20 protein-coding genes and 1 pseudogene are annotated in these 21,412 nt (G+C 69.6%); 7 read left to right on the plus strand and 14 right to left on the minus strand.

Going from position 1 to position 21,412, the window contains the following annotated elements:
- Window positions 1-8: 8 nt before the first annotated feature.
- The 6 genes from HRU81_10800 to gltS all read right to left on the minus strand — a co-directional run bounded on the left by HRU81_10800 (window position 9) and on the right by gltS (window position 4,784).
- Window positions 9-722, minus strand: a complete 714-nt coding sequence (locus HRU81_10800) for an ABC transporter ATP-binding protein (GenBank protein ID QOJ32557.1) — start codon at window positions 720-722, stop codon at window positions 9-11.
- Window positions 719-1,807: an efflux RND transporter periplasmic adaptor subunit gene (locus HRU81_10805; GenBank protein QOJ32558.1), complete on the minus strand. Its 1,089-nt coding sequence runs from the start codon at window positions 1,805-1,807 to the stop codon at window positions 719-721. The genes HRU81_10800 and HRU81_10805 overlap by 4 nt, the downstream gene beginning before the upstream one ends.
- A gap of 26 nt (window positions 1,808-1,833) precedes the next feature.
- Window positions 1,834-2,313 (minus strand): hypothetical protein, encoded by a 480-nt coding sequence (locus tag HRU81_10810; protein ID QOJ32559.1) that lies wholly within the window; start codon window positions 2,311-2,313, stop codon window positions 1,834-1,836.
- A 42-nt stretch (window positions 2,314-2,355) separates the two neighbouring features.
- On the minus strand, window positions 2,356-2,718 hold the full coding sequence (locus tag HRU81_10815) for a hypothetical protein (GenBank protein QOJ32560.1): 363 nt from the start codon (window positions 2,716-2,718) through the stop codon (window positions 2,356-2,358).
- 15 nt (window positions 2,719-2,733) lie between these two features.
- On the minus strand, window positions 2,734-3,486 hold the full coding sequence (locus HRU81_10820; protein ID QOJ32561.1) for a methyltransferase domain-containing protein: 753 nt from the start codon (window positions 3,484-3,486) through the stop codon (window positions 2,734-2,736).
- A 77-nt stretch (window positions 3,487-3,563) separates the two neighbouring features.
- Window positions 3,564-4,784: a sodium/glutamate symporter gene (gltS, locus tag HRU81_10825; GenBank protein QOJ32562.1), complete on the minus strand. Its 1,221-nt coding sequence runs from the start codon at window positions 4,782-4,784 to the stop codon at window positions 3,564-3,566.
- A gap of 142 nt (window positions 4,785-4,926) precedes the next feature.
- Between gltS and HRU81_10830 the strand changes: the two genes are divergently transcribed.
- Complete coding sequence (locus HRU81_10830; GenBank protein QOJ32563.1) at window positions 4,927-7,638, plus strand: TonB-dependent receptor; 2,712 nt, start codon at window positions 4,927-4,929, stop codon at window positions 7,636-7,638.
- Window positions 7,639-7,652: 14 nt separating this feature from the next.
- Complete coding sequence (gene corA / locus HRU81_10835; protein QOJ32564.1) at window positions 7,653-8,615, plus strand: magnesium/cobalt transporter CorA; 963 nt, start codon at window positions 7,653-7,655, stop codon at window positions 8,613-8,615.
- A 13-nt stretch (window positions 8,616-8,628) separates the two neighbouring features.
- Here corA and HRU81_10840 read toward each other — a convergent pair whose 3' ends face one another.
- Together HRU81_10840 and HRU81_10845 are read right to left on the minus strand one after the other, a co-directional pair.
- On the minus strand, window positions 8,629-10,236 hold the full coding sequence (locus HRU81_10840) for a peptide chain release factor 3 (GenBank protein ID QOJ32565.1): 1,608 nt from the start codon (window positions 10,234-10,236) through the stop codon (window positions 8,629-8,631).
- Window positions 10,237-10,304: 68 nt separating this feature from the next.
- Entirely contained in the window at window positions 10,305-10,967 is a 663-nt protein-coding gene (locus HRU81_10845; GenBank protein QOJ32566.1) for an FkbM family methyltransferase, read from the minus strand.
- Between the two features lie 208 nt (window positions 10,968-11,175).
- Between HRU81_10845 and HRU81_10850 the strand changes: the two genes are divergently transcribed.
- The 3 genes from HRU81_10850 to HRU81_10860 are packed head-to-tail and all read left to right on the plus strand — an operon-like array spanning window position 11,176 to window position 14,253.
- The gene (locus HRU81_10850) at window positions 11,176-12,300 is read left to right on the plus strand and encodes a DegT/DnrJ/EryC1/StrS family aminotransferase (GenBank protein ID QOJ33377.1); all 1,125 of its coding nucleotides are present in this window, start codon (window positions 11,176-11,178) and stop codon (window positions 12,298-12,300) included.
- Window positions 12,287-13,057: a class I SAM-dependent methyltransferase gene (locus HRU81_10855; GenBank protein ID QOJ32567.1), complete on the plus strand. Its 771-nt coding sequence runs from the start codon at window positions 12,287-12,289 to the stop codon at window positions 13,055-13,057. Before HRU81_10850 ends, HRU81_10855 begins: the two co-directional genes overlap by 14 nt.
- Window positions 13,054-14,253: a glycosyltransferase family 4 protein gene (locus HRU81_10860; GenBank protein QOJ32568.1), complete on the plus strand. Its 1,200-nt coding sequence runs from the start codon at window positions 13,054-13,056 to the stop codon at window positions 14,251-14,253. The genes HRU81_10855 and HRU81_10860 overlap by 4 nt, the downstream gene beginning before the upstream one ends.
- Before the next feature lie 5 nt (window positions 14,254-14,258).
- Here HRU81_10860 and HRU81_10865 read toward each other — a convergent pair whose 3' ends face one another.
- Genes HRU81_10865 through HRU81_10875 form a run of 3 tightly spaced genes read right to left on the minus strand, consistent with a single transcriptional unit; the run spans window position 14,259 to window position 16,426 of the window.
- On the minus strand, window positions 14,259-14,993 hold the full coding sequence (locus HRU81_10865) for a methyltransferase domain-containing protein (protein ID QOJ32569.1): 735 nt from the start codon (window positions 14,991-14,993) through the stop codon (window positions 14,259-14,261).
- A gap of 9 nt (window positions 14,994-15,002) precedes the next feature.
- The gene (locus tag HRU81_10870) at window positions 15,003-15,995 is read right to left on the minus strand and encodes a glycosyltransferase family 2 protein (protein ID QOJ32570.1); all 993 of its coding nucleotides are present in this window, start codon (window positions 15,993-15,995) and stop codon (window positions 15,003-15,005) included.
- Window positions 15,996-16,012: 17 nt separating this feature from the next.
- The gene (locus HRU81_10875; protein ID QOJ32571.1) at window positions 16,013-16,426 is read right to left on the minus strand and encodes a hypothetical protein; all 414 of its coding nucleotides are present in this window, start codon (window positions 16,424-16,426) and stop codon (window positions 16,013-16,015) included.
- Window positions 16,427-16,534: 108 nt separating this feature from the next.
- Between HRU81_10875 and HRU81_10880 the strand changes: the two genes are divergently transcribed.
- Window positions 16,535-18,472 (plus strand): ATP-binding cassette domain-containing protein, encoded by a 1,938-nt coding sequence (locus HRU81_10880; protein QOJ32572.1) that lies wholly within the window; start codon window positions 16,535-16,537, stop codon window positions 18,470-18,472.
- A gap of 49 nt (window positions 18,473-18,521) precedes the next feature.
- Here HRU81_10880 and HRU81_10885 read toward each other — a convergent pair.
- The 3 genes and pseudogenes from HRU81_10885 to dinB form a co-directional block, all read right to left on the minus strand.
- Window positions 18,522-18,683, minus strand: a pseudogene (locus HRU81_10885) (type II toxin-antitoxin system HicA family toxin).
- Complete coding sequence (locus HRU81_10890) at window positions 18,680-18,886, minus strand: type II toxin-antitoxin system HicB family antitoxin (protein ID QOJ33378.1); 207 nt, start codon at window positions 18,884-18,886, stop codon at window positions 18,680-18,682. Before HRU81_10890 ends, HRU81_10885 begins: the two are co-directional and overlap by 4 nt.
- Window positions 18,887-19,083: 197 nt before the next feature.
- Window positions 19,084-20,100: a DNA polymerase IV gene (dinB, locus tag HRU81_10895; protein QOJ33379.1), complete on the minus strand. Its 1,017-nt coding sequence runs from the start codon at window positions 20,098-20,100 to the stop codon at window positions 19,084-19,086.
- 97 nt (window positions 20,101-20,197) lie between these two features.
- Between dinB and dusB the strand changes: the two genes are divergently transcribed.
- A complete protein-coding gene (dusB, locus tag HRU81_10900) occupies window positions 20,198-21,178 on the plus strand; it encodes a tRNA dihydrouridine synthase DusB (GenBank protein ID QOJ33380.1) in 981 nt (326 codons plus the stop codon).
- Window positions 21,179-21,412: the final 234 nt, after the last annotated feature.

Genomic DNA, 21,412 nt, shown 5'->3' on the forward strand with positions numbered 1-21,412 from the left:
AGGCCTCCTCAGGCCGGGGTCGCCACGGCACCGGCGGCACTGCCGCGGCCGGGCTGCGGGCGGTCGGCGGCAACCTGGCCGTCGCGGATGAGGATCTCGCGCTGGGCGTAGGCGGCCACGCCCTCGTCATGGGTGACCAGCACGATGGTGCGGCCCTCGCGATGCAGTTCCGTGAGCAGCGCCATCACCGCATCGCCGGAGGCGGAATCGAGGTTGCCCGTCGGCTCGTCGGCCAGCAGCAGCGGCGGGTCGTTCATCAGTGCCCTGGCGATCGCCACCCGCTGCTGCTCGCCGCCGGAGAGCTCGGTGACGTAGTGTTCGGCACGCCCGCCGAGGCCCACCTTGCCGAGGATGGCCAGCGCCCGCGCCCGGTCCACAGGCCCGCCGGTGTAGAGCGCGGGTATCTCCACGTTCTCCGCCGCCGTGGTCCGCGGCAGCAGGTTGAAGGACTGGAAGACGAAGCCGATCTTGCGGTTGCGGATGTGCGAGCGCTGCTGGTCGCTGTGGTGCGAGACATCCTCGCCATCGAGCCGGTAGCTGCCGGAAGTCGGCGTGTCGAGGCAGCCGAGGATGTTGAGCAGCGAGGACTTGCCGGAGCCCGAGGCGCCGCGGATGGTGACGAACTCGCCCTGGCGGATGGTGAACGACACGTCCCTGAGGGCGGGCACGGGCGTGCCATCGCCCCGGGTGTAGGTCCTGGCGAGGTGGCTGGCTTCGATCATGATCTCCCTGCCTGGCCGGCGGCGCCGGACTGCGGTTGCGGGCTGACGAGGACGCGGTCCGTCGGGCCGAGGCCCTGGCGGATCTCGGTGAAGCTCGCATCGCGGGTGCCGATGCTGACGGCCTTGCGCACCAGTTCGCCGCCCTGCTCCACCCAGACGTAGCGCTCGGAGCCCTCGCGCTGGACGCTGGCATTGGGCACCACCAGCGCCTCGCGCTCGGCGGTGCGGATGGAGACGTTCGCGGTCATGTCGGGCTTGAGCAGCTCCGCCGGCGAGTCGATGCGGATCATGACCTCGAAATTCACCACGCCCGAGATGATGCTGCCCTTGGGCGCGATGCGCGCCACGCGGCCCTCGAACTCGCGGCTCGGGTAGGCCTCCACCGTGAACATCACCGGGTTGCCGACGGCGACATTGCCGATGTCGGTCTCGTCGACCATGGCGATGAGCTCCAGCGCGCCGTCCTCGATGACGGTGGCGAAGGTCGGCGTGTTGAACGATGCCGCCACCGTCTCGCCCTCCTGGGTGGCGACCGAGGCCACGGTGCCGGTGATGGGCGAGCGGATCACCGCATAGGACAGGTCGGTCTGCACGACCTCCATGTCGCGGCGGGCCTTGACCAGCATCGCCCGCGCCTCGTCCAGCGCGATCTGCGCGTCCTCGACCTGGCTCCGCGCCACCAGCTTGCGCTCGTCCAGCTGCCGGGCGCGGGACAGCTCCACCTCGGCGCGGCGCACACCCTGCTCCTCGACGGCGACCTGGGCGCGGGCCTGCGCCAGGCGCGCCTCCAGGCCGCTGGCATCGATCTCGGCGATGATGTCGCCCTTGCGGATCTTCGAGCCGACCTCGACATTGAGCTTCTCGACGATGCCCGAGAGCTGCGCGCCGACGCGCACCTCGCCGCCGACCCGCAGGCGCAGCACGCCGGTGGCCAGCACGCTGGCCGCCATGGTGCGCCGCTCGGGGGTGGCGAACACGCGTTCGCCGGCCTCGGCGGTCGCACCCGCACGGCTGTAGGCATACCAGGCGCCCCCGGCCAGGCCGAGGGCGACGACCACACCCGCGACGATTGCGCCTGTCTTCACCGGATCGGCTTCTCCGCAGGCACCGCCTACTTCTTGTCGTACACCAGTTCCATGGGGTCCTTGCCGGCGCGCTCGGTGCGCACCGTCATGGTCTTCCCGTCGGCGGACAGCGTGCGGGTCTCGGTCTTCACCGTCCTGGTGCCGGCCACCGCGCCCTCCGCGGTCCAGGTCACCACCAGCTTGCTGCCGTCCCACTTCGCCAGGGTCTCGGACTTGTCGCCCATGGGCCCTTCGTTCGGCACGCTGGTCTTGCCGGTGAGGTCGTAGCTGACCTTGCGGGCGGTGGTCTTCCCCATGAAGGTGGTGCTGAAATCCAGGGTGAGCCGCTCCGGCGACTGGCTGATCGCCACGGTCTCGGTGATCGCCTTGACCATGCCGAGGTTCTGGCCCTTGTCGGTGTTGAGCGCCCAGTTGCCGCTGAAATCGGCGGGGGCGGCAGCGATGGCGGCGGCAACCAGCAGCTGGCTGGCCACGAGTACGAGCACGGATGCGGTTCTGTGGATCATCGCGGATTCTCCCTGGTGTTGGACGATGTGATGCCCTGGCGCCTAGGAACCGGCGGCCTGCGGCTTGCAACGCACCTCGTAGCGCAGCGCGCGGTGGGCCGGATTGTCCTCCAGCGTATCGAACTTGCGCCGCTTCAGCACCTCGTGGCCACCCGGGCACATCTGCCGCAGCTCCAGCCAGTCGTCCAGCCATTGCAGGCGCTGGGACTCGGCGGCGGCGCTGTCCTCGGGAAATTCGCCGTTGACCGAGGCATCGAAGTAGAACAGGTCGCTGCGGTCACGGGGCACGGTGATGTCGGTGAGGCGGTGGCGGTTGTAGGTGTCGGGCGTGTCGAAAGCGACGCAGGCGCCGAGGGTGGCGGCGAGCAGTGCGATGGTGATGGCCAGTCCGGTGTCCGGTCTCACGCTTCCTCCCGGGGTTCAGGGCAGGCGCGCCGCGAAGCGCAGGCGCACGTAGTCGACGACCCAGCTGCCGTCGGGCTGCTGCAGGGCCGGCCTCAGCGCCGCGGTGACGGCGTCGAAGAAGCCGTCGACCCCGGCGGGGGCCAGTCCTGCGGTGAAGGCGTCGGCGAAGGTGGCGAGCCAGTCCCGCACCGAGCCGGGCAACGGTGTGGGCCGCGGGAAGTGCTGCATGGTCTCGACGCGGAAGCCATGGCCTTCCAGCAGCGCGGCATATTGTGCCGGGCCGGGATTGAACCAGGGCTGCACGGCCGGCAGGCCGCGGCGGCCGCGCTCGGCGTTCAGGGCGCCGACGATGGCGGCGATGTTGTCCGCCCCGCCGAACTCGCCGACGAAGCGCCCGCCCGGGCGCAGCGCGCGCCGCACGCCGGCGACGACGGTGGCAGCATCCTGCATCCAGTGCAGCGCGGCGTTGCTGAACACCGCGTCGAACTCCGCGTCGAATGCCAGCGCCTCGCCGCTCATCACCCGGGCGTCCAGCCCCAGCGCGCGGGCGGCGGCCACCATCCCGGGGCTCGAGTCCACGCCGACCACCTCGCAGCCCAGGGCCGCCAGGCTGGCGGTGAGCGGGCCGTCGCCACAGCCGAGGTCGAGGATGCGCTCACCGGGCCGCGGTGCCAGCAGCTCCACCACCCCCGCGCCGAGCCGGGTGACGAAGCGTGCATTCTCGGCGTACTGCCGCGGATCCCAGTGCTGGTGGGCACGATCATCCATGCAGCCCATCATAAGCGCTTAAAGGTGCCTGACATATTTTCTCGGCAAAAAGGTGCCTGACATATTTTCTTATTTTCTCAGCGCAGCCAGTTGACGAACAGCGTGATGATCAGCGCGTTGGCGAAGTCGATGAAGAACGCGCCCACCAGCGGCACCACGAGGAAGGCCCGTGGCGAGGGGCCGAAGCGGCCGACGAGGGCCTGCATGTTGGCCACGGCATTGGCGGTGGTGCCCATGGCGAAGCCGATGAAGCCGCTGGCCATGACGGCGGCATCGTAGTCGCGACCCATGACGCGGAAGGCGCCGAACGCAGCGAGCAAGGCCACCAGCAGCAGCTGCGCCACCAGGATGGCGAACAGCGGCAGCGCCTGGCCGGCCAGTTCCCAGATCCGCAGGTCCATCAGCGCCACCACCAGGAAGATGTTCAGCGCCACGCCACCGACGAACTCCATGGCGTTCTCGTCGATGCCGAACCAGCCGCTGGCCTCGTCGAGGTTGCGCAGCAGCGAGGCGACGACCATGGCGCCGATGTAGGCCGGCAGGGTCAGGCCGGCCTGCTGGATCCAGTGGCTCAGCACGCTGCCCGCCCCCATGGCCAGGGCCAGCACCGCCAGGTTGCGGATCACCAGCGAGTCCTCGCGTTCCATGTCCACGGTCAGTTCGCGGCGCGGGTACTCCACCGGGAATTCCAGCTCCTGCCGCAGTTCCCGGGGCGACCCGGGGCGGGCATGCAGGCCGTGGCGGCGGATCAGCAGCGTGCCCACCGGGTTGCCGGCGAGCCCGCCACCGACGATGCCGAACACCGCCGAGGTGATGGCGATGACGGCCGCCGCGTCCAGCCCGGCCTCCTCGAACAGCGGGGCGAAGGCCAGCCCCGTGGCCGGCCCGCCCACCAGGGTCACCGAGCCCGCCATGACGCCGAGCAGCGGCGATTCGCCGAAGGCGGCGGCCAGCGCCATGCCCACGCCGTTCTGGGCAAAGCAGGCCGCCACCGCGAAGGCCAGGAAGACCAGCACCGCCAGTCCGCCCCGGCGCAGCAGCGCCAGGCTCGCGCCCATGCCGATGGTGGTGAAGAAGGCGACGTTGAGCACCGGCTGCGCCGAGGTATCCAGCGACAGGTTGACCACGCGGTCGCGGCAGATGAAGACCAGCAGCGCGAACCCCAGCCCCCCCACCACGGCCGAGGGGATGTTCAGCCGGTCGAGAAAGCTGACTCTCTGGCGCAGCTTTACGCCGGCGTAGTAGACCACGGCGGCGAGGGTCAGCGTCTGCAGCAGGTCCAGCCTGAGTTCCAGCATGGGGCCGGACTTTACACCGCCTCGTGCCCGTCCTGCCGGCTGCGGCAAAGCGCCGTGGTCCCCTTGCCGGCGAAACATGGGTATCATCCGTCGGCTGGCCGTACTTGGGACACGGCCACGCACCCTGGGGAGGATCCACGCCATGACCAAGCAAACGGCCGGGAACACCCGGCACCCTGACTCATCGCCCGCATCCATCGTCCGGAGGCTGGGGCTCGCCGCCGCGCTGCTGCTGCCCATCGCCGTACCGGCCGCGGACCAGGGCCCCGGCATCGAGGAAATCGTCGTCACGGCGCGCAAGGTCCAGGAGCGCCTCGAGGACGTGCCGCTGGCCATCACCGCCTTCAGCGAGCAATCCATCGAGTCGGCCGGCATCACCGACCTCAAGGATGTCGCCAACCTCACCCCGGGCCTGCAGTTCTACAACGCGCTCGGCGAAGCGCTGCCGACCCCCATCATCCGTGGCGTGGCGCCCACCGACATCCTCGGGCGCGAGAACAACGCCGCCATCTTCATCGACGGCGTCTACATCTCCGGCCGCGAGGGGCTGAACTTCAGCCAGCTCGACCTCGAGCGCATCGAGGTGGTGAAAGGCCCGCAAAGCGCCCTCTACGGCCGCAACGCCTTCAGCGGCGCCATCAATTTCGTCACCAAGCGGCCGAGCGACGTGTTCGAGGCCAAGAGCGCCATGACGGCCGGCAACCGCGGCAAGTTCTCCGCCAGCGGCTCGGTCAGCGGCCCGCTCATCGACGGCACGCTCAACGGCCGTTTCGGCATGAGCTACGACGGCTGGGACGGTTCCTACGACGACCCGCTGCACGGCAATGACGTCGGCGGCTACACCTACCGCACCGTGCAGGGCAGCCTGCTGTGGACGCCGACCGACACCCTCGACATCCTCACCCAGGCCTACTACTCCAACGACGACATCGCCGATTCCTCCACCACCGGGATCCAGGCCAACTGCGAGAACGTCGCCCTCTACAACCCGCGCCTGAGCAATGCGGCCGGCGTGCCCTACCGCAACCCGATCAACAGCAACTACTGCGGCGAAATTCCCTCGATGTCGAACAACGACATCCCCAAGAACATCTTCGCCGGCGGCGAGAACCGCGAGCTGCTGCGCACCAGCCTGAACATCGACTGGGACATCGGCGTCGGCGACATCAGCGCGCTGACCGGCTACACCGACACCAAGCAGGACGGCAACCTCGACTTCAGCCGCGGCCTCGGCGACAGCGTGCCCTTCGTGTACTGCATCGGCACCTACAACGTCATCTGCGACAACGGCAATACACCGACCCCGCTGAAGCGCTTCTACTCGGGCGTCATCGACCGCGAGGCCGGCAGCGAGACCCGCGAGTTCAGCCAGGAGCTGCGCTTCACCAGCCCGGGGACCGAGGCCTTCCGCTGGTCGGCGGGCGCCTACTTCTACGACATCCGCGACGAAAGCCGGGCCGGCCAGAACCTGCTGACCGGCACCCTGCCCCCCGACCTGCAGCCCCTGCTCAGCAGCGGTGCCTTCTGCCCCTGCGGCCCCGGCGCGCCCGGCAAGTACCTGGCCCCCTTCGGCAGCGGGCTGTTCGTCACCGATCCCGGCTATGCCAACGAGGCGATGGAGCAGCTCATCAAGACCCGCTCCTGGGCGGGCTTTGCCTCGGTGGAGCAGGACTTCCTCGAGCGCTGGAAGATCCGCGGCGAACTCCGCTACACCTGGGAGAAGAAGGACTACACCCAGTGGTCCGCTCCCGACATCAAGTACGAGGACATGGGCCATTACCAGCCCCATGTCGAACCGCCCAGCGAGGAGAGCAACAGCTGGGACTGGGTGAGCGGCCGCATCACCCTGGACTACAAGACCGACAACGGCTGGCTGCTCTACACCTCGCTGGCAAACGCCTCCAAGAGCGGCGGCTTCAACGGCGATTCCGTCAAGTTCCTCGATCCGGTCACCAATGCAGAGGGTCCCGAAGTACCGATCATCGAGGCCTACGATCCGGAGAAGAACTGGACCGTGGAAGTCGGCCTCAAGGGCCGCACCGCGGACCAGCGCCTGGGCATCGATCTCTCGGCCTACCGCATCGACTGGACCGATATCGTGCTGCCGCAGGTGCTCGGCTCCTACGTAGACCCGACCGACGGCGTGCTGAAGACCGCCACGGAAATCTTCACCCTGAAGCGCAACACCGGCGATGCCACGGTCTGGGGCTGGGAGCTGGAGGCCGACCTGCTGATCAACGACGACTGGCGCGCCCGCCTCGGTGTCTCCTACACGGATTCGACCTGGGACAAGGCCAAGCAGGCCACCTACCAGTTCTTCCCGAGCTTCTACACCACCGACCCGAGCTGCGTTCCCGCGGAGATCCGCAACCTGCCGGCGAACCAGCGCGACGCCAAGGAGGCCTCCTGCGCCGCCGATTCCGGCGACATCTCCGGCAACCACATGCTCCGCGTCTCGCCCTGGACGGTCAACGCGACGCTGCAGTACCGCCACCCGCTCTTCGGTGACTGGGACTTCTACGGCCGCGGCGACGTGCTGTGGAAGGACAAGTGGTTCGTCGGCAACGACAACCAGAGCTGGATCGAGGCCTCCACCTTCGTCAACCTGAAGCTCGGCGTGGAGTCGGGCCGCTACACCGTCGAGGCCTACGTCGACAACCTGCTGGACTACGACGACCCGATCGGCGCCTACCGCGACATCTACTGGAGCAACACCCAGGACATGTCCTCGCGCGACAACCCGCCAACCAGTTCCATGGGTGACTTCCCGCCCATCCGGCTGACGATCAACCAGCCGCGGCTGCGGACCTTCGGCCTGACGGCGCGGGTGCGTTTCGGCGGCGCGGAGCGCTGATCCGGCGGCGGCCCGTGCTCAACGTCTTCACGCTGGCCAACGGCCGCCTCGACCAGCAGGACATCCAGGTCCCCGCACCGCCTGGCTCCGCCAGGCCCGTGTGGGTCGACCTGGATGCGCCGACGCCCGAGGAGGAAGCCTGGGTCGCGCAGCACTTCGGCCTGCGGCTGCCGAAGGACGCCGGCGAGGACGACCTGGAGGAATCCGCGCGCTTCTACGAGGAGGACAACGGCGAGCTGCACATCCGCTCGGACTTCCTCCTCGACGACGACCGCACCGCGCGCAACGTGCGCGTGGCCTTCATCCTCGCGGACAACGTGCTGTTCTCCGTGCACCGCGAGGACCTGCCGGTATTCCGCCTGCTGCGCCTGCGGGCGCGACGCATCCCGGCGATGATCGAGGATGCGCGCGACGTGCTGCTGAAGCTCTACGATGCCAACGTCGAGTACTCGGCCGACGCCCTCGAGGACATCTACGACGTGCTGGAGCAGGTCAGCGCGCGGGTGCTGCGCAAGGACGTCGACGACATCGCGGCCGGCGAGGCGCTGACGGCGATCGCCGGCGAGGAAGACCTCAACCGGCGCATCCGCCACAACGTCATGGACACGCGCCGCGCGGTCAGCTTCCTCATGCGGCGGCGCCTGCTCAATGCCGAGCAGTTCGAGGAAGCCCGGCAGATCCTGCGCGACATCGACTCGCTGGATTCACACACCAAGTTCCTGTTCGACAAGATCAACTTCCTGATGAGCGCCACCGTCGCCTTCATCAACATCAACCAGAACAAGATCATCAAGATCTTCTCGGTGGTGTCGGTGGCGCTGCTGCCACCGACGCTGATCGCCAGCATCTACGGCATGAACTTCCGCAACATGCCCGAGCTCGACAAGGTCTGGGGCTACCCCTTCGCGCTGCTGCTGATGCTCGCCTCGGTGGCCGCCCCGCTGATCTGGTTCCGCCGCAAGGGCTGGCTGCGCTGAGCGGCGCCGTGGATCAGGCCGCCAGCAGCGGGATGTGCTCGCGGGTGGCGGCGAACTTCACCTCCGGCCACTTCTCCTGCACCAGACGCAGGTTGATCATCGTCGGCGCGAAGTACACCAGGCTGCCGCCGGCATCATGGGCGAGGTTGGTCAGGTAGCGGTCGCGGAATTCGCCGAGCCGCTTCACGTCCGCGCAGCTGACCCAGCGGGCGGTCTGCACATCCACGCCCTCGAAGGCGGCCTCGACACCGTATTCGTCACGCAGCCGGTAAGCCACCACGTCGAACTGCAGCATGCCCACGGCGCCGAGGATCAGGTCGTTGCCGAGCAGCGGCCGGAAGAACTGCGTGGTGCCCTCCTCGGCGAGCTGCCCCAGGCCCTTGATCAGCTGCTTCATGCGCAGCGGATCCTTCAGGCGCACGCGGCGGAACAGCTCGGGCGCGAAGCTCGGGATGCCGGTGAAGGTCAGCTCCTCGCCGGTGGTGAAGGCATCGCCAACGGCAATGGTGCCGTGGTTGTGCAGGCCGATGATGTCGCCGGCCCAGGCTTCCTCGACATGGCCGCGGTCGGCAGCCATGAAGGTCAGGGCATCGGACACCCGCAACTCCTTGCCCGAGCGCACGTGGAACAGCTTCTGGCCGGACACGAAGCGGCCCGAGCACAGGCGCATGAAGGCGATGCGGTCGCGGTGCTTCGGGTCCATGTTGGCCTGGATCTTGAAGACGAAGCCGCTGAGCGCCGCCTCGCCGGGATCCACCACGCGGCTGGTGGTCGGCCGCGGCCGCGGCGGCGGCGCATGGTCGACGAAGAAGTCGAGCAGCGGCTGCACGCCGAAGTTCACCATTGCCGAGCCGAAGAATACCGGCGTCTGCCGGCCCGCCAGGTAGGCGGCCGCGTCGAAGGGATGCGAGGCGCCCTGCACCAGCTCCAGCTCGCCGCGCAGCTCGGCCAGCATGTCCTCGCCGATGGCGGCGGCCAGCGCCGGGTCGTCGAGCCCCCTGAAGATGGTCGAATCCTGGCGGGTGAAGTTGCGCCCGGGCTCGTAGAGGTGCACCTCGTCCTCGAGCAGGTGGTAGACGCCCTTCAGGCGCCCGCCCATGCCGATCGGCCAGGTCACCGGCGCGCACTGGATCTTCAGCACCTGCTCGATCTCGTCAAGCAGCTCGATGGGGTTGCGCCCCTCGCGGTCGAGCTTGTTGACGAAGCTCATGATGGGCGTGTCGCGCAGCCGGCAGACCTCCATCAGCTTGATGGTGCGCGCCTCCACGCCCTTGGCGCCGTCGACCACCATCAGCGCCGAGTCCACCGCGGTCAGCACCCGGTAGGTGTCCTCGGAGAAGTCCGCGTGCCCCGGGGTGTCCAGCAGGTTGACGATGCGCTCGCGGTAGGGGAACTGCAGCACCGAGGAGGTCACCGAGATGCCGCGCTCCTTCTCCAGCGCCATCCAGTCCGAGGTGGCGTGGCTCGCCGCCTTGCGCGCCTTCACGGAGCCCGCCATGCGGATCGCCCCGCCGAAGAGCAGCAGCTTCTCGGTCAGCGTGGTCTTGCCCGCGTCCGGGTGCGAGATGATCGCAAAGGTGCGGCGCCGGGCGATTTCGGTCTGCAGCGTCGTGTCGGGCATGGGGCGCGTGGGGCCGCCGGGGCGGAGGTCGCAGGGCGCGCAGTATAGGCGACCCGGAGGCGCCGCTGCTACCGACTACGGCGGCGGAACAGAACGTCGTGGTGCGACAGCAGGGCAACAGCGTCGTAGGCCGGCTTCAGCCAAGCTTCCACTGCTGGCCGATCGCGTACCTCGATGAGCATGTAGTCAGGCCGTACGCTCGTCATGCCCTTCAGCACTTCCAGCTCGTAGCCCTCCACGTCGAGGGACAGGAAGTCGACCCGCGTGATGCAATGTTCCGCAAGCACGTCATCCATCGTGCGCGCGCGCACTTTGACTTCATAGGTATCAATCCGCTGCACGGCACGGCCTCGCTCCAGATGCTCGCGATCGGCTGCCTCGGACTTCATCGCCCCCTCGACGATGGACATGAGGTTGCAGTACTGCATGGAGACCTCGTCGCGCGGGTCACCCCGGGCAACGAGCGCGGCGTTCTCCACGATGCAACCCGGCCGGTTGCGCCGGCAACGCTCGGCAAGTTCCGGGATCGGCTCCACCAGCAGGCCGGTCCAGCCACGGTAACGCTCGAAATACAGCGTGTTGCTCTGTGTGATGCCGTCGTTGGCGCCGGCCTCGATGAAAAAGCCGCCCCGCCGGTCCAGCCACCGCAGGAGCTTTCGATCCAGGTCGTTGAGCGCGAAGCTCGGTCGCTGGAAACGTCGCAACAAGCGTCGAGCGAAGGAGGTCATCATGAACCCGCCGGTGGCGTGAACCCCGCAGGACACACCAACCCTGCCCGCTTCAGGGCCTGTACCCGGGAAACAGCCTCTACTGGCACCGCCAGAGCAACGATGATCGCCATCCCATGAGTGTAACGGCGACGCCAGTGCAGGCCAATTCCGCCCCGCTCGCTCCCGGGAGACCGTACGCATAGAATCCGCCTTTTGGCGCAGGAAGGGCATCGTGCAACGCGTACCGGTAAACGAACCGCTGCTCGACGGCCGGGAACGGGACCTCTTGCTCCAGTGCATCGACACCGGCTGGATTTCCTCCGAAGGCCCGTTCATTCCCGAGTTCGAGAAGCGCATGGCCGCTGCCGCCGGGCGCCGCTTCGGGGTGGCCGTCAGCAACGGCTCGGCGGCGCTTGATGCGGCGGTGGCGGCGCTGCGCCTCGGACCGGGAGACGAGGTCATCCTGCCGAGCTTCACCATCATTTCCTGTGCCGCGGCCATCGTGCGCGCCGGCGCCACGCCGGTGGTGGTGGATGCCGACCCCGTCACCTGGAACATGGATGTCTCGCGGCTGGAGGCGGCCGTGACGCCGCGCACCCGCGCCATCATGGCGGTGCATATCTACGGCCTGCCCACGGACATGGACCCGGTGCTCGACCTGGCCAGCCGCCACGGCCTGCGGGTCATCGAGGACGCCGCCGAGATGCACGGCCAGACCTGCCGCGGCCGGCCCTGCGGCAGCTTCGGCGACCTCAGCGTGTTCAGCTTCTACCCGAACAAGCACGTGACCACCGGCGAAGGCGGCATGATCGTCACCGACTCCGAGGAACTGGCGGAGCGCTGCCGCTCGCTGCGCAACCTGTTCTTCAACCCGGCGCGGCGCTTCGTCCACGAGGAGCTCGGCTGGAACCTGCGCATGACCAACCTGCAGGCCGCGCTGGGCATCGCCCAGCTGGAGCGCCTGCAGGAGTTCGTCGCCCGCAAGCGACGCATGGGCCGCCTCTACGGCGAGCTGCTCGGCCACCGCGAGGACATAGAGCTGCAGCCGGCGGCCACGGCATACGCCGCGAACATCTGGTGGGTGTTCGGCCTCGTGTCCCGGCGCGACGATCTCGACGCCGAGACCCTCGCCAGGCGGCTCGCCGCGCGCGGCGTCGGCACGCGGCCGTTCTTCTGGCCCATGCACGAGCAGCCGGTGTTCCGGAAAATGGGTCTGTTCGGCAGCACCAGCTGCCCGGTCGCCGAGCGCATCGCCCGCCAGGGCCTCTACCTGCCGAGCGGCATGGCGCTCACCGAGGAACAGCTGCGGTATTCGGCCGCCGCCCTGCTGGAAGCGCTCGATGAGCGCGTTTGAACGCTATTCGCGCTACTACGACCTGCTCAACGCGGGCAAGGACTATGCCACCGAGGCGGCCTACGTTGCGCGCCAGCTCCGAGCCGCCGATGCCCGGGCACGCCGCGTGCTGGAACTCGGCTCGGGCACCGCGCGCCATGCCCGCCTGCTGGCGGCCGCGGGCTTCGAAGTCTGCGGCGTGGAGATGAGCGGCACCATGCTGGCGGCGGCGCGTGCGGCGCTGGAACAGGAGCCACCCGCCCTGCGGCAGTGCCTGGAGCTGGTGCAGGGCGACGCACGCCATGTACGCCTGGAGCGGCGTTTCGATGCCGTGGTCTCGCTGTTCCACGTAGTGAGTTACCAGGTCCGCAACGAGGACCTGGCGGCGATGTTCGCCACCGCCCGCCATCACCTCGCTCCCGGCGGGCATTTCTTCTTCGACTACTGGCATGGGCCGGGGGTCCTCACCGACCTCCCCGGACCGCGCGAGAAGCAGGGCGAAGACGAGTCCTTCGCCGTCACCCGCCGCGCACGCCCGGAGATGCTGCCCCGGCAGAACCTGGTGAAGGTCCACTACGAGATCACCGGACGGGACAAGCACAGCGGCACCACGGAGCACATCGAGGAAACCCACCCGATGCGCTATCTCTTCGAGCCGGAGCTGGCGCTCCTGCTCGGGGCGGCGGGATTCCGCGTCCTGCGCAGCATGGCGTGGATGGCCGACGCCGCACCGGCGCTCGACACCTGGAACGCCTGCACCCTGGCCGAGGCGCTATGAGGGTCGGCATCTTTCTCGGCGAACTGGCGCCGACCGCCGGCGGTGCGCACACCTACCAGCAGACCCTGCTCGACAACCTGCGCCATCACGACACCGGTCACGAGTTCCTCTGCTTCCACTACGGTGCCGCACCCGCGGCCGCTGCCTCGGGCATGCGCCACGTCCGCCTCGAACCGCGGGGCGGCACGAACTCGCGGCTCGGCGGCCTCGCCCGCGCCATGGGACGCCGGCAGCGGCTGCCGTCGAGCCGCAAGCGCCGGGCGCTGCAGGCTGCCGCGCGCGCCGAACGCATCGAGCTCATGTGGTTCCCGACCCAGGACTGGGAGCCGGTCGATGTGCCGTTCATCTATACCGTCTGGGACCTGCAGCACCGCCTGCAGCCCTGCTTCCCGGAAGTGTCGGTCACGGGGCTGGATTTCGACCGGCGCGAGGAAGCATTCCGGCACATCCTGCCGCGCGCCACCTGGGTGGTGGTACCCAACGAAGCCCTCAGGGACGAGGTGCAGCTGTTCTACGGCCTGCCCGCCGGGCGCATCGCGATGCTGCCGCAGCCGACCCCGGACTTCGCGCTCGCCGCAGCCGCAACGGCCACCCCGGCGCCACGCAGCCTGGCCGGCGATCCGCTGTTCTACCCGGCGCAGTTCTGGCCACACAAGAACCACGTCGTGCTGCTGCATGCCCTGCGGCTGCTGCGGGATCGCGATGGCCTGCGGCCGCGCCTCATCCTCACCGGCGCCGACAAGGGCAACCTCGCTCATGTGCGCGCCACCGGCGAGCGGCTCGGCGTCTGGGAACAGGTGGAGCACCGCGGCTTCGTTCCGCAGGCGGAGCTGGCCAGCCTCTACCAGCAGGCTTTCGCGCTCGTTTTCCCGTCGTTCTTCGGCCCCGAAAACCTGCCGCCCCTCGAGGCCTTCGCGCTCGGCTGCCCGGTGGTGGCAGCGCGCGTGTCCGGCGCCGAGCACCAGCTCGGCGACGCGGCGCTGCTGTTCGACCCGCGCAGCGAGGAAGAACTGCGCAGGGCGCTGCTGCGCCTGGAACGGGAGCCGGACCTGCGCGCCGCGCTGACCGCGCGCGGTGCCGCCCGCGCCCAGGCCTGGACCGGACGTGAATTCAGCACGGCACTGCTGCGGCTCATCGACGAATTCGCCGGCGTGCGCCGCTGCTGGAGCAGCGACACGCCCTACGTGCACAGCTGAGGCGGTCAGCTTCCCAGCAGCCGGCGGATGCCGCGAAACCAGCGCCGCCGGGGCGCTGCCGGAGCGGTACCGGCTCCACTGCCCAGGTACATGGCCAGGCAGCCGGGATGCACCAGTGCCGGCGGCATGCCATCCTGCCGCGGCGGCGGTGGCCGCAGCTCCGCCATACGCTGGTTGCGCACATAGAGCATCAGGTTCTGCCGGTACCACCAGTCGAGCCGTCCGTCGTCCCAGAATGCCGGCCGGATCCAGTCCAGGCACTGGAAGCCGCGCGCGGCGAACAGCCGGGCCCACCAGGCCGGCCATTGTTCGTTGATGTGGCCTTCACCGGTCTGGCCGGGAATCGCGGCGGCGAACAGCACGAAATCGGCTGCATTGCACAGCGTATCGACGAAACCCGCCGCCGCCGCCTCGGGCAGGTGCTCCGCGCATTCCAGGCTCATGGCCAGGTCCACGCGCTGCGCGAAGGTGATCCCCTCGGCGAGATTGCAACGCACCAGCGCATCGGCAGGAATCTGCAGGTGTTCGGCCGGCACCCAGTCGCCATCGAAGCCGTGGACCCGCGCCCCCGCCTCCCGCCAGACCGACAGCCAGGTCCCCACGCCGCAGCCCAGGTCCAGCACCGAATTCACGGGCATCGGCAGGCGTTCACGCACGAAGGCCGTGACGGCGCGGGCTGCCGGCAGGGTGCGCTGGTGGCGCTCGGAGTAGTAGCTGCCGCTGTACAAGGCTTCGCTCATGGGCTCACCCTAGAAATACGATTTCTGCAGGACCCAGGCCAGCAGCCGCGGATCGCGGCGAACGGCCTGCTGGTGGAACTCGTAGCCCTCATCATGGCTCTGCCGCAGCTCCCGCTGGATCTCGCTGTCGGGGATGGCGGCGAAATCCGCCGGTACGCGCCCCAGCAGGCGGCGCAGCGAGCGGCGCAGCCGGCGGCGCAGTACCTTCGATGACAAGCCGGCGCGCCGCAAGCCGCCCGCGCGGCGGATCGCCGTGTAGGAGTCGGAAATGCCCTGGTTGAACTGACGCTGGCGGAAGTACCCGGCCGTGAGACGCGAGGCGGGAATGCAATGCTGGATGCTGGCGTCGGGATGGTAGAACGCCAGCAGCCCCTGCTCCTCCACGTATGCCGAGACCCAGGACTCGCCGTCACCGCGGAAACGGATCAGTTCCTGCGGAAAGCCATCCGGATGGAAGCCACCGGCAGCCAGCAACACGGAGCGTCGCACGGCGAAGTTGCAGCCGAAGACCAGCGTTGGCGGAATCGGCCGCGGCCTGTCGCCGAGGTCGAGGATGGACAGGTCCGGCAGCACACGGCCCTCGGCCTGAGGCTGCTCCCACAGGCGCCGGATCCAGTCCGGTGGGGTGGCGCCCCACTCGGGCAGCACGCGCCCGCCCGCCATCGCCACCCGCGGATCCGCCATGGCCTCGCGCAGGCCGGCCAGCCAGCCCGGCGCGGCCCTGATGTCATCGTCCACGTACACCAGAATATCGCCGCGGCTCTCCCGCAGTCCCTTGTGCCGGCCCACGTGCAGGCCAGGCTCGGCCGCGTGGTGATAGGCCAGCCCGGGGTGCCGCGCGCGCAGCTCGTCCACCAGCGCGCGGGTGCCATCGGTCGAGCCGTTGTCGACGACGAGCACCTCGAAGCGTCCATGCTCCAGGCGCTGCTCGAGGATCGAGGTCAGCGCCACGCGCAGCGCCTCGCAGCGGTTGCGCGTCGGCACCACGACGCTGAAGTCCATCGCCGCGCCGGGCACGGTCAGCGCGGCCGGCTGGCCGCGAACCGCGTCTTGTCCTGGTCGCCGGCGTAGGGGCCCTGCTTCACCTCGACCATCTCGACCTCCTCCAGCACCTCGAAGCCATGGCCGCCCTGGACCAGCAGGATGACGTCCCCGCCCTCCAGCGTGCGGCTGTCGAGGTACTGGCGGTCCTCGCCGTAGAAGTCCACGCGCAGCCGGCCCTTGCGCAGCAGCAGCACCTCGGAGGTGTACTGCACCTCCCGCGGCACCGGGTTGTGGATGTGGGGATCGATGGTCTTGCCGGCGGCATGGCGCATGTAGGCCACCTGCTGGGAAAAGCTGCCGGGCGTGAAGAAATGCACGCCGGGCTCGCGGAAACGGCCCGAGAGGATGATGGCGAACGTCCTGCCGCCGAACTCGATGTGCTCGACCATGGTCTTCCCCGCCGGCCGGATGCGCCAAGGGGCGGCGGCTGCCGGCAGGCGCGATGTTGCCTTCCGCCATCGCGCTTCACAAGGCCGGCCGCTACACTGCGCCCCCCGATGCTCACCTTCGCCAACGTCACGCTCTCGCGCGGACCCCGCACGCTGCTCACCGACGTGAGCTTCGCCGCCTACGCCGGCTGGCGCCTCGGCGTGGTCGGGCGCAACGGCACCGGCAAGACCAGCCTGTTCGGCCTCGTCACCGGCGAGATCGCGCCGGATGCGGGGACCGTCTCGCTGCCGCGCAACCTGGCCGTGGCCAGCGTCGCCCAGGAGACCCCGGCCAGCCCGCGCAGCGCCCTCGACTATGCGCTGGACGGCGACGCGGAACTGCGCGCCACCGAGGCGGAACTGGCCGCGGCCGAGGCGGCCCACGACGCCGCGCGCATCGCCCGCCTGCACGAGCACCTCTACACCATCGACGGCTATGCGGCCCGCGCGCGGGCGGCGAAGCTGCTGCAGGGCCTGGGCTTCGAGGAGGCGGACCAGGCGCGTGCCGTGGCGGAGTTCTCCGGCGGCTGGCGCATGCGCCTCAACCTGGCGCGCGCCCTGCTCTGCCGCTCGGACCTGCTGCTGCTCGACGAACCCACCAACCACCTCGACCTGGATGCCGTGCTGTGGCTGCAGGCGTGGATGAAGTCCTATGCCGGCACCCTGCTGGTGATTTCCCACGACCGCGACTTCCTCGACGCCGTCACCACCCACACCCTGCACCTCGCCCAGGGCACGGCGACGCTCTACACCGGCAACTATTCGCAGTTCGAACGACTGCGCGCCGAGCGCATGGCACAGCAGGGCGCATTGCGCGCCCAGCAGCAGCGCCAGATCGCCCACCTGCAGTCCTTCGTCGACCGCTTCAAGGCCAAGGCCAGCAAGGCGCGCCAGGCGCAGGCGCGGGTGAAGATGATCGAGCGCATCCGCCTCGCGGCGCCGGCGCATGCCGATGCCGAGTTCGACTTCACGATCCCGGCGCCGGAACGCCTGCCCGAGCCGCTGCTGGTGCTCGACCGCGCCGCCGCCGGCTATGGCGAGCGCACGGTGCTCTCCGGCGTGCGCATGACGCTGTCGCCGGGCGATCGCCTCGGCATCCTCGGCCCCAACGGCGCCGGCAAGTCCACGCTCACCAGGCTGCTGGCCGGTACCCTCGAACCCCGGGCCGGCGCCGTGGTGCGCAGCCCCTGGCTCGGCGTCGGCTACTTTGCCCAGCACCAGCTCGAGCAGCTCGATCCCGCGGCCTCGCCGCTCGACCACCTGCGCCGCCAGGCACCGCGCCTCGGCGAGAAGGCCGGCCGCGAGTACCTCGCCGCCTACCACTTCCGCGGCGACCGGGTCTTCGAGCCCGTGGGTCCGTTCTCGGGCGGCGAGAAGGCGCGCCTCGCGCTCGCACTGCTGGTCCATGGCCGGCCGAACCTGCTGCTGCTGGACGAGCCCACCAACCACCTCGACCTCGACCTGCGCCATGCGCTGGAGATCGCCCTGCAGGACTACGCCGGCGCGCTGGTGCTGGTGTCGCACGACCGCCACCTGCTGGAGAGCAGCTGCGACAGCCTCTGGCGCGTCGCCGGCGGCAGCGTCCAGCCCTTCGACGGCGACCTCGACGACTACGCGCGCTGGCTCACCCAGCGCGAGCGGAGCGACCCGCCGGAGGCATCCGTCACGGCAACCCCCGCAGCGTCCAGCAGCCCGCGCCTGTCGCCGAAGGAACAGCGGCGCGCCTCGGCCGAACAGCGCGCCCGGCTGAAGGACCTGCGCGACACGGTACAGAAGGCCGAGACCGAGGTGCAGAAGCTCAACACGCGGATCACCGCCATCGAACAGGAGCTGCAGGACCCGACGGTCTACGCGGAGCACAGCCGCGCCGCGGCCCTGAGCCGCGAGCAGAAAGACCTGCGCCGGCGGCTGGAAGCCGTGGAGGAATCATGGCTCGAAGCCTCGGCTGCATTGGAGTCGATGACAGATCCCGCGGACAGGGCGCCATCAGGGGCTGCCGGCCGCTGAGCCACACGCGGTCAAAGCCGGTTGCAGAACTCCTCCACGCTGACGTCGGCGTGCCGCGATCCAATTCCCGATGATCCGGGACCACAACCTGTGCAAATGGCTCATCACGACGGAGCACGATATGGCTGCCATGCTGGCGGCGCCTCGTGAAACCCGCCATTTCGAGAGCAGCCACGCATTGCCGCCCCGAGACCCGCGGCAATTTCGTCACACTGCGATGACGGTGGTTTCGAATGTATCGTCCGGAACGGCCAGTCCGTCGTCCTTGAGCGTCTCGATATAGAGAGCTATAGCCGCCTTGATGTTCCGGATCGCTTCCTCGCGCGTCAGTCCCTGCGAGACGCAACCCGGCAGGCTCGGGCACTCGGCTATCCAGTAGCCGCTTTCACCGCGGCTGATGACAACCTGTCTCATCGGGTCGAATTCAAGAGTATTGACGGCATGCATACTATATGCCTCGCGGAGCTGCCGCATGTGTGGAATATCGTCACCCGGCGGTTCGGCTCGCTGCCAGGCGCAAAACCCATGTGACTGGCAGGATCTGCCGCAGGTTGGCAACACCCGGGCGGACACCGGCCAGGCCGCCACCAGCTTGGTGACGCCGGCGCGATTCATACGCCGCTCCCGGCCACCAGCCCGTGGCTGCCCACTCCGAGGAGGCGCACCGGGCGGGTGGTGGCCTCGGTGCGCGCGAGCAGGGCCAGTGCCCGGCCGGTGATGTCGCTGGCATCGGCCGTGGCCAGCAGCTCGCTGTGGCTGCGGGTCACGGTGGTGAAATCCCCGTAGCGCACCTTGATGGTGACGGTGCGCGCGCGCAACCGGCGTTTCGCCAGCGATGCCGCTACCCGGGCCGCGAGACGCGCAATTTCCTCGGCCTGCGTCGCCGGGTCGGCGAGGTCCGTGGCAAACGTGGTCTCCGCGGAAATGGACTTCCACGGGCGATCCGGCCTGACTGGCCGCTGGTCCTCGCCACGCGCCAGTTCCTGCAGGCGACCCGAGAGGCTGCCGACCGCGCCGGCGAGCACCGCCGGGTCCGCCGCCCGCACATCCACCAGCCGCCCGATGCCGATGGCGTGCAGCTTCCTCGCGGTCACCGGTCCCACGCCCCACAGGGCCTCCACCGGCAGCTGCTGCAGGAAGGCCTCCACGCGGGCCGGCGCGATCACCGTCAGTCCGTCCGGCTTGCGCCAGCCCGAGGCGATCTTGGCGAGGAACTTGTTGGGCGCAACGCCGGCGGAAGCGGTGAGCGCGAGCTCCTCGCGGATGCGCTGCTTGAGCCCGCGCGCGACGCTGCTGGCCAGCGGTTCCCCCCACAGGTTGTCGGTGACATCCAGGTAGGCCTCGTCCAGCGACAGCGGCTCGACCAGCGGCGTCGCCGAGCGCAGGATCGCCATGACCCGCTGCGAGGCCTCGCGGTAGCGCGGGAAATCCGGCCGGACCACGACCAGGTCCGGGCACTGCCGCAGCGCCCGCGCCATCGGCATGGCCGAGCGCACGCCGAAGGCGCGCGCCTCGTAGCTCGCCGCCGCCACCACGCCCCGGGAGCGGGGCGAACCGCCCACGGCCACCGGGCGCCCGCGCAGTGCCGGGTCGTCGCGCTGCTCCACGGAGGCGTAGAACGCATCCATGTCGAGGTGGATGATGCGGCGCAGGGGGTGATCCACGATGCCAGGCTCCGGCGCCAAGATACCCGCCGCGGATGGCCCCGGCTACAATCCCGCGGCCATGCACATCGGCCCCCACCTCATCGACCCGCCGCTGATCCTCGCCCCCATGGCCGGGGTCACCGACAAGCCCTTCCGCCAGCTCTGCCGGCGCCTGGGCGCGGGACTCGCCGTGTCGGAGATGACCATCGCCGACCCGCGGCTGTGGGGCACGCGCAAGTCCCGCCAGCGCATGGACCACGCCGGCGAGCCCGCGCCGGTCAGCGTGCAGATCGCCGGCTACGACCCGGCCATGCTCGCGGATGCGGCACGGCACAACGTCGCGCTCGGCGCCGACATCATCGACATCAACATGGGCTGCCCGGCGAAGAAGGTGTGCAACGTCGCCTCGGGCTCCGCCCTGCTGCGCGACGAGGCCCTCGTCGGGCGCATCCTCGATGCCGTGGTCGCCGCCGTGCCGGTGCCGGTGACGCTGAAGATCCGCACCGGCTACTCGCGCGCCGGGCGCAACGCCGTCGCGGTGGCGCGCATCGCCGAGGCCGCCGGCGTGGCCGCGCTGGCGGTACACGGCCGCACCCGCGAGGACCACTTCCGCGGCGAGGCCGAGCACGACACGGTGGCCGCGGTGAAGGCCGCGGTGCGCATCCCGGTGATCCTCAACGGCGACATCCGCGACGCCGGCCAGGCGCTCGCCCTGCTCCGGCGCACCGGCGCCGATGCGGTGATGATCGGCCGCGCCGCACAGGGCCGTCCGTGGATCTTCCGCGACATCGCCGCGCGCCTGCGCGGCTGCGAACCCTTGCCCGAACCCTCCGTGGCCGAGGTGGCGGAGATCCTGCTCGGCCACCTGCAGGCGCTGCACGCCTTCTACGGCGAGTACATGGGCGTGCGCATCGCCCGCAAGCACCTCGGCTGGTACGCCGCCGCCCAGGCCGGCGCCGCGGAGTTCCGCGCGCGGATCAACCAGACGGGCAGCGCCGCGGAGCAGCTGCGGCTGGCGCGGGAGCATTTCACGTACCCGGCGGCATCACGAGCCGCCTGAATGAACAGCGTTTCTGTTGCACCGCTTCCACGCCTGATGCCATTCGCGGCGGAGGTAGTCGCTGCTGCCTGACGATCGCCTGCATGGCGTCCCGTGTGGACAGACGATACGGGGTGTACCGAGCGATCTCGGCGACGTTTGGACCGGCACCGTCGACAGCCCCGGACCCGGGCAAGGCCGGGCAATCACGCAACAGCAGTCATGAGGCAGCCAGAAGGTTGAGATTCGGGCAAT

Source organism: Gammaproteobacteria bacterium (genome assembly GCA_015709695.1).
Classification (GTDB): Bacteria; Pseudomonadota; Gammaproteobacteria; order Steroidobacterales.